Source organism: Paracidovorax konjaci (assembly GCF_900112675.1).
Taxonomy (GTDB): Bacteria; Pseudomonadota; Gammaproteobacteria; order Burkholderiales; family Burkholderiaceae_C; genus Paracidovorax; species Paracidovorax konjaci.
In genome coordinates this window covers 1-13,903 of record NZ_FOMQ01000012.1, presented here as the reverse complement: position 1 = coordinate 13,903, position 13,903 = coordinate 1, and the positions used below count along the sequence as shown (strand labels likewise).

Genomic DNA, 13,903 nt, shown 5'->3' with positions numbered 1-13,903 from the left:
CCATGAAATCGATTACATGGCACACCGCGCTCCCCCCACCATGACCATCCAGGACGTCGCCCGCGAAGCCGGGGTTTCGGTCGCCACCGTCTCCCGGGCCTTCAACCTGCCGGACAAGGTGATGCCCGCCACGCGTGCCCTGGTGGCCGAGGCCGCCGACCGGCTGGGCTATGCGCCCAATGCCAGCGCGCGGACGCTGCGCACGCAACGCAGCCGCGTGATCGGCGTAGTGCTGCCCACGCTGCTCAACCCGGTGTTCGCGGAATGCCTGGAGGGCATCGCACGGGCCGCGGCGATGGCGGGCTACGCGATCCTGCCGTTCACCACCGACTACGCGCTGGCACAGGAAGAGCGCGCGGTGCACCTGCTGCTGGCAGGCAATGTGGACGGAATGATCCTGGTCGTCTCCCAGCCCGAATCCTCCGCGGCGCTCGCGCGGCTCGCCTCCGCGGGTCTTCCGTATGTGCTGGCCTACAACCGGCATGCCGCCCACCCCTGCGTGTCGGTGGACAGCGAAGGCGCGGTGGCCGATCTGGTGGTGCGCCTCGCGGGGCTCGGGCACCGGCGCATCGCCATGGTGAGCGGGCAGCTCGCGGCCTCCGACCGCGCGCAGCAGCGCTGCCGGGGCTTTCGCCGCGGCATGGCCGGCGCGGGCCTCGATCCGGCGCCGGTGGTGGAAGTGCCGTTCGTCGAGACCGCCGTCGAGGAAGTGGCGCGGCTGCTGCGCGGGGCCCTGCGGCCGACTGCGCTGGTGTGCTCCAACGACCTCATCGCCATCCGCTGCCTGCGCGCAGCGCACCGGACCGGCCTGGCCGTGCCGCGCGATCTCAGCGTGGTGGGCTTCGACGGCATCGCGCTGGGGCGGGACCTCACGCCCGTGCTGGGCACCGTGGCCCAGCCCAATGCAGACATCGGCCGCTGCAGCGTGGAACTGCTGGTGCAGGCCATGGCCGCGGGCGCGCCGCTCTCGCCCCAGGCCAGCCTCACCCTGCCCCACGACTTCCGCGCCGGGGAGTCATGCGCAGGCATCTGAGCCCGCGCTGCCCTTGCGTGCCCAACCCGTTGTCCCATTCCACCGTTTCCCCTTCCCACCCTTTCGCCACAGGAGTCTCCATGCGATCCGCCTTCCAGAAAATCGCCCGTGCCGCCGCCGTCGCCATCGGCCTGGCTGCCACCGGCAGCGCCTTCGCGCAGGCCGCCATCTGCTACAACTGCCCGCCCGAATGGGCCGACTGGGGCAGCCAGATCCGCGCCATCAAGGCACGCACCGGCGTGGCCGTGCCGCCGGACAACAAGAACTCCGGCCAGTCGCTCGCGCAGCTGGTGGCCGAGCGGGCCCGCCCGGTGGCCGACGTGACCTACCTGGGCGTCACCTTCGCCATCCAGGCGCAGAAGGACGGCGTGGTCGCGCCCTACCAGCCCGCCGGCTGGAAAGACATCCCCGACGGCCTGAAGGACCCGGCCGGCCACTGGTTCACGATCCACTCCGGCACGCTGGGCTTCATGGTCAACGTGGATGCGCTCAAGGGCAAGCCCGTGCCCACGTCCTGGGCCGATCTGCTCAAGCCCGACTACAAGGGCCTGATCGGCTACCTGGACCCGGCCTCGGCCTTCGTGGGCTACGTGGGTGCGGTGGCGGCCAACCAGGCGCGCGGCGGCTCGCTGGACGACTTCGGCCCCGGCATCGACTACTTCAAGGCACTGCAGAAGAACGAGCCCATCGTGCCCAAGCAGACCGCCTACGCACGCGTGCTGTCGGGCGAGATCGCGATCCTGCTCGACTACGACTTCAACGCCTACCGCGCCCGCTACAAGGACCAGGCCAACGTGCGCTTCGTGATCCCTGCCGAAGGCACGGTGGTGGTGCCCTACGTCATGAGCCTCGTGGCTGGCGCGCCGCACGCCGCCGAGGCGAAGAAGGTGCTGGATTTCGTGCTCTCCGACGAGGGCCAGGCGATCTGGGCCAACGCCTACCTGCGGCCGGTGCGCGCCGCGGCCATGCCGGCCGAGGTGCAGGCCCGCTTCCTGCCCGCGAGCGACTATGCCCGCGCGAAGACGGTGGACTATGCGCGCATGGCTGCCGTGCAGAAGGCGTTCTCCGACCGCTACGTGAAGGACGTGCGGTAAGCCGCGCCGTCCCATCCGCACCGACGACCGACCCACCGCCATGGCTTCCGGCTTCGCTCCTTCCCGCGCCCTGCTGCTGGCCTGCGCCGCACCGGCAGCGGCGTTCTTCGCCGCGTTCTGGCTGCTGCCCGTGGCGCAACTGCTCGTGCTGCCGGCCCGCAGCGGCTGGGAGACCTATTTCGTCGTGCTCACCGATGCGCGCTACCTGCGCAGCCTGCTGCAGACGCTGGGACTCTCGCTCGCCGTCACGCTGGCCACGCTGGCGCTGGGTGCGCTCGTCGGCATCACGCTGGCCCGGCAGCGCTTCCCGGGGCGGCGGCTGCTGCTGTCGCTGCTCACGCTGCCCCTGTCGTTCCCGGGCGTGATCGTGGGCTTCTTCATGATCCTGCTGGGCGGTCGCCAGGGCGTCGTGGCCGATCTGACCGATGCCCTGGGCCTGGGCCGCGCCACCTTCGCGTACGGCCTCACGGGGCTGTTCCTCGCCTACCTGTACTTCTCGCTGCCGCGCGCCATCGCGGCCTACACGGCGGCCGCCAGCGCGATGGACCCGCAACGCGAAGAAGCCGCGCGTTCGCTGGGCGCCGCGCGCTGGCGCGTGGCGTGCGACGTGTGGGCCCCCGAGCTGGCCCCGGCCACGCTGGCCTGCGGCTCGGTGGTGTTCGCCACCGCCATGGGCGCTTTTGGCACCGCGTTCACGCTCTCGGCGAAATACGAAGTGCTGCCCATCACCATCTACAACGAATTCACCAACTACGCCAACTTCGCGCTGGCCGCGAGCCTGTCGATCGCGCTCGGGCTCATCACGGGGCTCGTGCTCTGGGGAGCGCGCCGATGGGGCGGCCCCGCGGCGCTTTGATGATGCCCACGGACCCGCGCCACCGCGCAGTGGAAGACAAGAACAGAAAGAAGGAAAGGAAGCACGCAATGCGCAATGCACGCCAGGCCCCGCTGCCGCTGGTGGCCCTCACCGCGCTGGTGTCGGTCTTCATGCTGGCCCCGATCGCGCTCTCCGTCGCCGCGGGCCTCGTGGGCAACTATGCGGTGGGCCTTCAAAGCGGCTTCACCACCCGCTGGCTGTCCGAAGTGTGGGAACTGTACGGAGGCACCGTCGGCGCGTCGCTGCTGATCGGATTGCTGTGCGTTGCCGGCAATGTGCTGCTGGGCGTTCCGTGCGCCTATGCGCTGGCACGCAGCCGGTCGCGCGCGGCCGGCGGCTTCGAAGAACTGTTGACCCTGCCCGTGGCCGTGCCGGGCCTGGCGAGCGCGCTGGCGCTGATCCTGGCCTACGGCACGCTTTCGGGCTTCCGCCAGAGCTTCGCGTTCATCCTCGTGGGGCACATGGTGTTCACGCTGCCCTTCATGGTGCGCACCGTGGCAGCGGCGCTGCGCCGCGATGAACTGCGCTCGCTCGAAGAAGCCGCGCGCTCGCTGGGCGCGTCGTTCCTGCAGCGCTTCCTCGGCGTGCTGGTGCCTGCCGTGCTCCCGGCCATCGTGGCCGGCAGCCTGATGGTGTTCACGCTGTCGGTGGGCGAATTCAACCTCACCTGGATGCTGCACACGCCGCTCACGCGCACGCTGCCCGTGGGGCTGGCCGACAGCTACGCGTCGATGCGCATCGCAATCGGATCGGCCTACACCCTCGTCTTCCTGATCGTCATCCTGCCGGTGCTGTGGGGCCTGCAGGCCCTGGGCGGCCTCATCGAGAAACACCATGGAACTTGAACGCACGCGCGTGGATATCGTCCAGTGCGCAAAAACCTATGCAGACGGCACCCGCGGCCTGCAGCCCACCGACCTGGCCGTGGAGCCGGGCGAAGTGCTGGCGCTGCTGGGCCCTTCGGGCTGCGGCAAGACGACGCTGCTGCGCCTGATCGCCGGGCTGGAGTCGGCCGATGCGGGCGGCCGCATCGCCTTCGGCGGCACCGACGTGACCCGCATGCCGATCGAGCGGCGCGGCATCGGCATGGTCTTCCAGCACTACGCGCTCTTCCCGCAGATGACGGTGGAAGCCAACATCGGCTACGGCCTGCGGATCCGCGGCGTGGCCGAGGCCGAGCGCCGCCGTGCGGTGGGAGAGCTGATCGACCTGGTGCGCCTGGGCGGCCTGGAGAAGAAGCGCCCCGCCGAACTCTCGGGTGGCCAGCGCCAGCGCGTGGCCCTGGCCCGCGCGGTGGCGTCCCGGCCGCGCGTGCTGCTGCTCGACGAGCCGCTCACCGCGCTCGACGCCAAGCTCAAGGAATCGCTGCGCGACGAACTGGCCGAGCTGCTGCGCCGCCTGCACATCACCGCCATCCACGTCACGCACGACCAGCAGGAAGCCCTGGCCATCGCCGACCGGCTGGCGGTGATGCAGGCCGGGCGCATCGTGCAGGTGGGCGATGGCGAAACGCTCTACCGTGCCCCCGTCCACCCGTTCGTGGCCACGTTCCTGGGCCGCGTGAACCGTGTATCGCCGGGCATGGATCTGCAGGCCGCGCGGCAGCAGGCCTACCTCACCGCGCTGTCGCCGCAAGCCCCGCCGGCCCGCGGTGCGCAGGAACCGCTGTTCGTGCGGCCCGAAGACGTCGAAGTGGGCCCCGCCGGGGCCGGCTGGTGCGCTGCCGACGTGGCGCGCCGCAGCTTCCTGGGCGAGCGCGTGCAACTCACGCTGGCCGTCCCCGGTCACGCGCCGATCGTGGCGGACGTGCACCGCGACCACCCTGCGCGCGAAGGCGAGCGGGTGGGCTTCCGCATCGCCACCGGCCGCCTGATGGCCGTCTCAGAGAGCGCCCCCGCATGACCTCCCGAACGACCACGCAAACGACCACCCTGCTCCTGCAGCTCTCGGACCTGCACATCCGCGAACCCGGCCGGCTCGCCTATGGGCGGCTGGACACCGCCCCCTACCTGCGGCAGGCCGTGGACACCGTGCTGCGCATGCCCCAGCGCCCCGACGCCATCGTGGTCACGGGCGACCTGACCGACTTCGGCCGGCCGGCCGAATATGCCCACCTGCGCGAGCTGCTCGCGCCGCTCGGGGCCCTGCCGCTCTACCTGCTGCCCGGCAACCACGACGACCGCGGCGCACTGCGTGCGGGCTTTCCGGAACACACCTACCTGGGTCGGGAGGGATTCGTGCAATACAGCGTGGCCGTGGGCGCGCTGCAGCTCATCGCGCTCGATACGGTGGTGCCGGGCGCCAGCGACGGCGGCCTGTGCGCCGAGCGGCTGGACTGGCTCGCACACCAGCTGGAGATGCACCGCGAGCGGCCCGTGGTGATCGCCATGCACCACCCGCCCTTCCGCACCCTCATCGGGCACATGGACGCCATCGGGCTGCGGGCAGGCGCCGGCCCGCTGGAGGCCCTCGTGGCGCGGCACCCCAACGTGGAGCGCGTGATCTGCGGCCACCTGCACCGCAGCATCCAGGTGCGCTTCGGCGGCACCATCGCCGCCACGGTCCCCTCGCCCGCGCACCAGATGTGCCTGGACCTGGCGCCCGATGCCGCATCGGCCTGGACGCTGGAGCCGCCCGGCTTCGCGGTGCACGCGCTGCCGGCCGGCGGGCGGCTGGTGAGCCACCTGGCGGCCAGCGGGCGGTACGAGGGGCCGTATCCGTTCCACGACGGGGGGCAGCTCATCGATTGAGGAGTTCATCGGCCGGCGCTTCCTCGTTGGAAGGCCGCCTGCCGGTGCGGCTGCGCTCGTCAATATTTCTTGAAGATCTCAGCCTTCCTGTAGCCCTCTTTCCAGACCAGATGTTCCACACCCCGGTTCATGCTGGCCTGGATGTCGCGGATCGACGCCGCCAGCTCATCGAACTTTTTCTCGGGCCTCATTTCTGCCGCCGCCCGCCACCGCTTGAACTGCGGCCACTCCAGCCGGGCTGGCAGATCGGGGTCGGCCAGTTGCTTCTTGAGATCGGCATGGCCCTGCAGCATCTCTTCCTTTTGCGCGAGCAACTCCTTCAAGTCTTCGATGCGCCTGTCCATCGCGCGCACGTTTCCGAGGAGGTCTCGCGCTCCACTGATGAAAAAGCCCATGTTCATGGTGTTGAGCTGCAGGAGATCGCGGGCCATGCCATCGCGCAGGGCATTCTGGGCGCTCTCGGAAAGCTTCGGGGTCGACTCGGTCGCGGCAGGGCCGGCGGCGTGGTCGCTGGAGACCCCAGTGGCGTCCACCGAGGCGTCCTGATCCGCGGGCGGGGTCGGAGTGTCCGTTTCGCCGGCACGGGGGCGGGCCGCTGCCTCCGGTGGCCCGGACCGGACCTGCACAGCATCCGTATCCTTGTCCGTGTCCGCAGCGAACTCATCCAGCGCGTCCACGAACACCTCCGGCTCGGAGCCATGCAGCTCGGCCTCCGCGCTGGCCTTCTGGAACACGGTCTCCAGATCCACCGATGCCGCCTGGGCCCACTTCCCGTAGCGCGCCGGTTCGGAGTGCCCATCCACCCCATTCATCTGCTGGCGGAGTTCCGCCTGGAACTGGAAAACGTCCGGTTTGAGGTCCTGCATCCCCTGCAGATGCCGGATCCGCTGCTCCAGCGACATGGTGCTGTCGGCCACCGGCTGGCCTGCCCCCCCGACAAACCCATGCATCTTCAGGATGACGTGGGCCGCCCAGTCGCGCCATTCGGGGGTGTTCGCCTCGGGCTGCCGCGCAGGTCCTGCAGGGCGCGCAGGTGCGGCCCCGGCCTTTGCCTTTGCCTTGCCGGCCTGCACATCGGAGCGTGGCGTGGCCGCCTTCGGCGGCTCTCCCATGCCGGACGCGGAGGACTTGGCACGCGGCAGGGTTTTCGACCGGGGCGGGCTCAAGCGCGGCGCCGGACGGGTAGGCTGAGCCCCGGAATCCTCGGGGTTCGTCTGCAGCGTGACGGACCTGCCTTCCAGCGTAATCGTCGTCCCGGGCTTGGCACTCGACGCGCGCGCCTGTACCTGTTGCTGGGGTTCCGGAGCAGAACGGGCGGCCTGCCTGCGAGACCCGTTATTGACTTGACCGATCATGGCTTCTCCCCTGGCTTCGATGCATGAGTTGAAAAGCCGAGCGTAGGAAGGGACATTTACCGGCGCGCCGCCACAACCGAAGCCGCTGTGCGGAATGCGAACCGGCGCGGCGCCGCCCGGTGCGCCCATGCAACCCGGCAGCGCTCGCGGTTGCTGCCGGACTGCTATGGATTCAGGAGTATGCTGTCACCCCCGGAAGGCGGCGCGGGCCACAGCGCAGCCCCTGTCCGGCGAGACACCCGACGAACCTTCCATGAAGCACCTGTTGAATCTGCTGGCCGCCGTGGCCCTGCTGGTCTGGGGTACGCACCTCGTGCGTACCGGGGTGCTGCGCGTGTTCGGCGCCAACCTGCGCACGCTGCTGGCCCGCAGCATGGGCAACCGCTTCTCCGCGGCGCTCTCGGGCATCGGGGTCACGGCGCTGGTGCAGTCGAGCACGGCCACCTCGCTCATGACTTCCTCGTTCGTGGGCCAGGGGCTCATCACGCTGCCGGCCGCGCTCGCGGTGATGCGGGGGGCCGATATCGGCACCGCGCTCATGTCGGTGCTGTTCTCCACCGACCTGTCCTGGCTTTCGCCGCTCTTCATCTTCGTGGGCGTGGTGCTGTTCATTTCGCGGCAGGCCAGCACGGCCGGGCGCGTGGGGCGCGTGCTCATCGGCCTGGGCCTGATGCTGCTCGCGCTGGAGATGGTCGTGCAGGCGAGCGGCCCCATGCTGGCCTCGCCCGTCATCCGCGCCATGCTCGGCTCGCTCAACAGCGACCTCGTGCTGGAGGTGGTCATGGGCGCGGTGCTGGCGGTGATCGCCTATTCCAGCCTGGCCATCGTGCTGCTGATCTCGGCCATGGCGGCGTCCCACGTGGTGCCGCTGGACGTGGCGCTCGGCCTGGTGCTGGGCGCCAACCTCGGCAGCGGCCTGCTGGCCGTGCTCACCACCGCCAAGTCGGCCGTGGAGGTGCGGCAGGTCACCGTGGGCAACCTGATGTTCAAGCTGATGGGCGTGGCACTGGTGGCTCCCTTCACGGGCCTGTGGCTGCAGCACGTGCAGCCCCACATGCCGGGCGCGGCCCAGGGGGTGGTGCTGTTCCACCTGGCCTTCAATGTGCTCATCAGCCTGGGCTTCATCGCGTTCACGCAGTGGGTGGCCGTGGCCGTCACGCGTTTGCTGCCCAAGCCCGAAGGCCCGCAGAGCCGCAGGCCGCAGCACCTCGACCCCTCCGCCCTCTCCACGCCGTCGCTAGCCATCTCCTGCGCGGCACGCGAAGCGCTCTACCAGGCGGACGTGGTGGAAACCATGCTGCTGGGCGTGCTCGACGTGATCCGCAAGAACGACCTGCAGCTGGCCGAGCGCCTGCGCAAGATGGACGACGAGGTGGACGAGCTGTATTCGTCCATCAAGTACTACCTCACCAAGATCTCCCGCGAGGCGCTGGGCGAGGAAGAGAGCCGGCGCTGGACCGACATCATCAGCTTCACGATCAACATGGAGCAGGTGGGCGACATCATCGAGCGCGTGCTCACCGACATCGAGGACAAGAAGATCAAGAAGGGCCGGCAGTTCTCCGAAGCCGGCATGGCCGAGATCGCCGAACTGCACGGCCGGCTCGTCAACAACCTGCGCCTGGGCATGAGCGTGTTCCTGAACGGCAACGTGCGCGATGCGCAGCGCCTGCTGGAAGAAAAGGCACGCTTCCGCGACCTGGAGCGCGCGTACGCGGCCACCCACCTGGTGCGCCTGTCCGACAAGACCGTGCAGAGCATGGAGACCAGCTCGCTGCACATCGACCTCATCAGCGACCTGAAGCGCGTCAACTCGCACATCTGCTCCATCGCCTACCCCATCCTCGACTCGGCAGGCGCGCTGGCCCCGAGCCGGCTGCGCAGCGCGCAAGAGGTCCCGGGCGGCGAGGCCGGCCGGAGCTGACCGGCATCGGCGGCGGCCATGCAGCCCGATAGCGCCGGCCCGTAAGCCCCCGGGTTTGCCATGCCGGCGCCAAGCCCCTACCCTGGCGGACCCGATGGCCTTCCTGCCATCCCTCTCACCCACCGACGAGGAGCGCCCATGCCCAGCACACCACGCAAGCCCGCCAGCGACGAACCGGAAGTCACCCAGGAAAACGACGTACCGCTGGACGGCACCGATCCGGACGGCGAGGCGATGATGAAGGAAGTCCGCAACGACCGCCTGGAGGTGCCACCCGGCGAGGAAGAAAAAGACGAAGGCAAAAAGCAGCAGCAACAGCAGTAGAAGCAGCAGCAAAGGCGTTCAGCCGAAGTCCGCCACGAGCATCTGGCGGGCGCTCTGCACGAACGCAGATTCGCCCGGGCGCGGCGGCAGCACCATGAAGCGTGCCTGCGGCAGGGCGGGCAGCCCCCGCGCGGCGGGCACCACCTGCACGCCGTCGCACAGGGCCGATGCGTTCAGGCACGCCACGCCCAGCCCGGCAGCCAGCGCGGACTGCAGCCCGGCAACCCCCGACGCGGCCAGCACGACGGCAAACGGAATGCGGCGGCGCCGCAGCAGCGCCACGGTGAACTGGTGCAGCGCGCAGGTGTCCGGCAAGGCCAACAGGCGCAGGGGTGCATCGCCGGCAGGCGGCGGCGCCTGCGGCAGCGCGGCAGCGCCCATCCACTGCAGCGGCTCGCGCCGCAGCACGTGGCCACGGGCCGCCGCGCCGCGGCCCCCGCCGGTGCCGGAAGGCAGGCGCATCGTCAGGCCGACGTCGAACTCGCCGCGGGCATAGCCGGCTTCGATGTCGCCGCTCTTTTGCACCGCCACCTGCAGGCGCACGCCCGGGTGGCGGGCCTGCATGCGGGCCAGCAGGCCCGCCACCTCCGCTGGCCGGAAATAGTCGGTCACCCCCAGCCGCAACGTGCCCTGCAGCGCCGCGCCGCGCAGGTCCAGCCAGGCCGCCTCGCTCAGCGCCAGCAGTTGCCGCGCATGCTGCAACAGGCGCAGCCCGGCCACCGTGGGTGCCACGCCCGCCTTGGATCGCACCAGCAGCGCCTGGCCGGCGTGCTGCTCCAGCTTGCGCAACTGCTCGCTCACGGCGGATTGCGACAGGAAGACCTGCGGCGCACCCGCCGCCAGGCTGCCCGCATCGGCCACCGCGACGAAGGTCCTGAGCTGCTCCAGGTTGAAAGGGCGCATGGCTTTTTATCCAACGGTTTCATCGATGCATGACTGCCGATCATCCTGCTTTTCCGATGGCATGGAAAGCCGAAGAATCAGCGCATCGCTTTTTCTTGCCCCTTCTCTTTCTTCCTCAGGAGACCGCCATGCCCCACACCGTGATCCACCTCAGCGGCGAACCCGATGCGCTGCTGGCCCGCCGCGCGGCCGATACCGTCGCGGAACTCACCCAGCGCGTGCTGGGCAAGCAATTGCCCGTGATCGCCACCACCGTGCAGTTCATCCCGGCCGCGCAGTGGTTCGTGGGCGGCGCATCGCTGGCGGAACTGGGCCAGAGCGCCTTCCACCTCGACATCAGCATCACCGACGAGACCAACACCAAGGCCGAGAAAGCGCTCTACGTGCGCGAGGTCCATGCCGCCTTCTCCGCCCTGCTGGAGCGGCTGCACCCCGTGAGCTACATCCACCTCATCGACGCACGCGCGGCCGCCTACGGCTACGGCGGGCGCACGCAGGAGTGGCGCCACCAGCAGGCGGGCGTGTAAGGGGAGGAAAAAACACGCCAGAGAAGACCGGGTGCGGCCGGTGGTCGAACGCGGCATGGCCGGCAGTTCCGCCGGCCATCCGCTATGGTCTGGGGTCTTCCCACTCCCTCTGTCCCCTCACGCCATGACCACCACCGTCCTCGCCTACGGCGCACAGTCCGCCACCACCCCGCTCGCACCGCTCACCATCGAGCGGCGCACCCCGGGCGACCTCGACGTCGCCATCGACATCCTGTATTGCGGCGTCTGCCATTCCGACCTGCACACCGCGCGCGGCGAATGGGCGGGCACCCGCTTCCCCAGCGTGCCGGGCCACGAGATCGTGGGCCGCGTGACCGCCGTGGGCCCGCTGGTGAGCAAGTTCCGCGCGGGCGACCTCGTCGGCGTGGGCTGCATGGTGGACAGCTGCCAGCACTGCGCACCCTGCGCGGAAGGCCTGGAGCAGTACTGCGACAACGGCTTCACCGGCACCTACAACGGCCCCGAGCAGGGCACCGGCGCCAACACCTTCGGCGGCTATTCGGCCCAGGTCGTCGTGCGCGAGAACTTCGTGCTCAAGATCACGCACGCCGCAGACTCCCTGGCCGCCGTGGCGCCGCTGCTGTGCGCGGGCATCACCACCTACTCGCCGCTGCGCCAGTGGAATGCCGGCCCGGGCAAGAAGGTGGGCATCGTCGGCCTGGGCGGGCTGGGCCACATGGGCGTGAAGATCGCCGCCGCCATGGGCGCGCACGTGGTGCTGTTCACCACCTCCGACTCCAAGCGCGACGATGCGAAGCGCCTGGGCGCGCACGAAGTGGTGGTATCGAAGAACGCCGGTGAAATGGCCGCCCACGCCAACAGCTTCGACCTCATCGTGAACACCGTCGCGGCCCCGCACGACCTGGAAGCCTTCCTAGGCCTGCTCAAGCTGGACGGCACCATGGCCCTCGTGGGCGCGCCCGCCAGCCCGCACCCCTCGCCCAACGTGTTCAGCCTCATCATGAAGCGCCGCCGCCTGGCAGGATCGCTCATCGGCGGCATCCGCGAAACCCAGGAAATGCTCGACTTCTGCGCCGAGCACGGCATCGTCTCGGACATCGAGACCATCCGCATGGACGAGATCAACGAAGCCTACGACCGCATGCTCAAGAGCGACGTGCGCTACCGCTTCGTGATCGACATGGGCACGCTGCAAGCGGCCGCCTGAGCCGGCTTTCTTGCGGCACTTCGGCGCCCCGGCACCGGGGCGGCCTGCGGCAGGCACGGAGTGCGGCGCCTGCGACCGCGGCAGGCGCTGCCCCGTGCCGGGCCTCTTTGCTGGCATCGGCTGCAGGCAGCGCACATCGCCGAACGCACCGCACGGACGAAGCAAGCAAGCGAATGAATGAATCAATGAATGAATAGACGACCATGGAACTCGGCACCGTCATCCTCTACGCGAAGGACATGCAACGCACCGCCCGCTTCTACAGCGAACATTTCGGCTACGAAACCAGCGGCGAAGTGCATGAAGGACTCATCGAACTCCGCCCGGCCGCGGGAGGGGCCGAGATCCTGATCCACCAGGCGGCCAAGAGCCTGAAGCCGGGATCTGCCGCCATCAAGCTGTCGTTCTCGGTGCGCGACGTGCCGCAGTTCGTGGAAGCGGCGAGGGAACGTGGACTCGTTTTCGGTGTTTTGCACCAGGCGAATGGATATGCCTTCGCCAATACCAAAGACCCGGATGGGAATTCCGTCAGTGTTTCTAGTCGGAGGTTTCGTGGGTGATGTATTGGGGCTCAACGCAAATGCTGGACTTGCTCTTACGCATGTCTGGTCAAGGCTGAAGGCCGAAGTTCACTGACGGCTGCTTCGCAACACCTCAGCCATGGGCGATGAGTCAAACGGGCTGAGAACCGCGTCGCGACCCATCCGTAGTACGGGGCCCATCGCACCTGTGCCTCGGGCGACACACATCTCTCAAAGGCCCATGGACCGGCTTTTAGCGAGCTGTTGCCGTGGCCAAAAGCGGCTAGGCCCGGCTGAGTTCGGAAACTTCCTACTAGACATCCAATTCGACGCGCTATGGAAGCACGGCGCCAACACGTGAGCGTCGCGCTGGCACACGTCTAGTTCCGTTCTCTGGGTAATCCGCAGAGCTATATGTGTGTCGTATGGCTATGATTCCTGCATCGGTAGAACCTGTAGACCCAGGACATGGGCATCAGACGCCCATGATTGGTTGAGGGGAAGCAAGGGGGACCAAGTGTCAAAAAATACAGACAAGTACGCCGCGGGCGAGCAGGGCCTAGGCTATGTCTATCAAATTCGCTTTGCGCTTGCTCACCTTATGAAGCAGGACGAGAGCGAAGCACTGCTCATCGAGGCAGACGACGACGTCGAACTGCGCGACGTTGACGGCAAGAAGACGCTGATTTCGTTGAAGCATAAGCAGGTTGGCGAGACCGTCGGCACGCTGTCGACCGACTTCTGGAAGTCCGTCCGCATTTGGCTCGACCGATACATCCGGGATGGCAACCTCGCCTGCGACCACTCGTACTGTATGGCAACGACGGCGCGCGTCGGTCCCTCCTCTCTGCTTCGGTTCTTCCTCGACGGTGCCGACGCTAAGCCTGCCGGCTTCGCCAAACAGCTAGTGGTCGAGCTCAAGCGCTCGAAGTCTGCGCTGAGTGCACAAATTGAGACCACGTTCAGCACCCTGGCCGCGACCCAACAGGATGACTTCCTGGCTCGCATCGTGATTGCCGACAGTTCGCTGCGCATCAAGGAGCTAGACGCGGCCTTCGCCCCGCTGTTGCGGTCGGTAGCGTCGAAATTTCGCATCGATGTTCGCGAACGAATGGAAGGTTGGTGGCTCAGGGAAGCCATTGAGCTTATCCAGGGCGAGCGAAAGCCCATCACTGGCGCTGAGGTCTGGGCGAAGTTCGCGCAGGTCAACAGCGAGTACTACGACGAGCGTCTGCCAATCACCTTCGACGAGGCGTACCCCGACGACGAAATCGACGCGATGAAGGACACGCGGCAGTTCGTCGAGCAGCTGCGATTAAAAGCGGCTAACAAAACCATGTCATCGCAAATCGAGCGAAGAGCGTTTGGTGATGCATGAGTCGAAACAAGAAAAAAGAGATAAGCGC

General features: G+C 68.3%; 14 protein-coding genes. 12 read left to right on the top strand and 2 right to left on the bottom strand.

Going from position 1 to position 13,903, the window contains the following annotated elements:
• Positions 1–40 precede the first annotated feature (40 nt).
• The 6 genes from BM144_RS16720 (at position 41) to BM144_RS16695 (ending at position 5,754) form a co-directional block, all read left to right on the top strand.
• Positions 41–1,033 carry a LacI family DNA-binding transcriptional regulator gene (locus BM144_RS16720; protein ID WP_092954692.1) on the top strand — a complete coding sequence of 331 codons (993 nt, stop codon included), beginning with the start codon at positions 41–43 and terminating at the stop codon, positions 1,031–1,033.
• An 80-nt stretch (positions 1,034–1,113) separates the two neighbouring features.
• Entirely contained in the window at positions 1,114–2,127 is a 1,014-nt protein-coding gene (locus tag BM144_RS16715; RefSeq protein ID WP_092954689.1) for an ABC transporter substrate-binding protein, read from the top strand.
• A 40-nt stretch (positions 2,128–2,167) separates the two neighbouring features.
• Entirely contained in the window at positions 2,168–2,983 is an 816-nt protein-coding gene (locus BM144_RS16710) for an ABC transporter permease (RefSeq protein WP_092954686.1), read from the top strand.
• A gap of 68 nt (positions 2,984–3,051) precedes the next feature.
• On the top strand, positions 3,052–3,849 hold the full coding sequence (locus tag BM144_RS16705; RefSeq protein ID WP_092955033.1) for an ABC transporter permease: 798 nt from the start codon (positions 3,052–3,054) through the stop codon (positions 3,847–3,849).
• The gene (locus tag BM144_RS16700) at positions 3,839–4,906 is read left to right on the top strand and encodes an ABC transporter ATP-binding protein (protein WP_092954683.1); all 1,068 of its coding nucleotides are present in this window, start codon (positions 3,839–3,841) and stop codon (positions 4,904–4,906) included. Before BM144_RS16705 ends, BM144_RS16700 begins: the two co-directional genes overlap by 11 nt.
• Positions 4,903–5,754: a phosphodiesterase gene (locus BM144_RS16695; protein WP_092954680.1), complete on the top strand. Its 852-nt coding sequence runs from the start codon at positions 4,903–4,905 to the stop codon at positions 5,752–5,754. The genes BM144_RS16700 and BM144_RS16695 overlap by 4 nt, the downstream gene beginning before the upstream one ends.
• Before the next feature lie 59 nt (positions 5,755–5,813).
• On the opposite strand, the gene BM144_RS16690 is transcribed toward BM144_RS16695, so the two are convergent.
• Positions 5,814–7,109 carry a hypothetical protein gene (locus BM144_RS16690; RefSeq protein ID WP_139225749.1) on the bottom strand — a complete coding sequence of 432 codons (1,296 nt, stop codon included), beginning with the start codon at positions 7,107–7,109 and terminating at the stop codon, positions 5,814–5,816.
• A gap of 253 nt (positions 7,110–7,362) precedes the next feature.
• Between BM144_RS16690 and BM144_RS16685 the strand changes: the two genes are divergently transcribed.
• Together BM144_RS16685 and BM144_RS16680 are read left to right on the top strand one after the other, a co-directional pair.
• Positions 7,363–9,033 carry a Na/Pi cotransporter family protein gene (locus tag BM144_RS16685; protein WP_092954674.1) on the top strand — a complete coding sequence of 557 codons (1,671 nt, stop codon included), beginning with the start codon at positions 7,363–7,365 and terminating at the stop codon, positions 9,031–9,033.
• Between the two features lie 138 nt (positions 9,034–9,171).
• Positions 9,172–9,357: a hypothetical protein gene (locus BM144_RS16680; RefSeq protein WP_092954671.1), complete on the top strand. Its 186-nt coding sequence runs from the start codon at positions 9,172–9,174 to the stop codon at positions 9,355–9,357.
• 18 nt (positions 9,358–9,375) lie between these two features.
• Here the strand turns inward: BM144_RS16680 and BM144_RS16675 are convergent, their stop codons facing one another.
• Positions 9,376–10,260 carry a LysR family transcriptional regulator gene (locus tag BM144_RS16675; RefSeq protein ID WP_092954668.1) on the bottom strand — a complete coding sequence of 295 codons (885 nt, stop codon included), beginning with the start codon at positions 10,258–10,260 and terminating at the stop codon, positions 9,376–9,378.
• A gap of 128 nt (positions 10,261–10,388) precedes the next feature.
• Here BM144_RS16675 and BM144_RS16670 point away from each other — a divergent pair, with 128 nt between their 5' ends.
• From BM144_RS16670 to BM144_RS16655, 4 genes are all read left to right on the top strand, one after another.
• Complete coding sequence (locus BM144_RS16670; protein WP_092954665.1) at positions 10,389–10,787, top strand: tautomerase family protein; 399 nt, start codon at positions 10,389–10,391, stop codon at positions 10,785–10,787.
• Between the two features lie 124 nt (positions 10,788–10,911).
• Positions 10,912–11,976: an NAD(P)-dependent alcohol dehydrogenase gene (locus tag BM144_RS16665; protein WP_092954662.1), complete on the top strand. Its 1,065-nt coding sequence runs from the start codon at positions 10,912–10,914 to the stop codon at positions 11,974–11,976.
• A 203-nt stretch (positions 11,977–12,179) separates the two neighbouring features.
• The gene (locus tag BM144_RS16660; RefSeq protein ID WP_092954659.1) at positions 12,180–12,536 is read left to right on the top strand and encodes a VOC family protein; all 357 of its coding nucleotides are present in this window, start codon (positions 12,180–12,182) and stop codon (positions 12,534–12,536) included.
• Between the two features lie 478 nt (positions 12,537–13,014).
• Positions 13,015–13,875, top strand: coding sequence for a hypothetical protein (locus tag BM144_RS16655; RefSeq protein WP_139225748.1), 861 nt, complete (start codon positions 13,015–13,017; stop codon positions 13,873–13,875).
• The last annotated feature ends 28 nt before the right edge of the window (positions 13,876–13,903 follow it).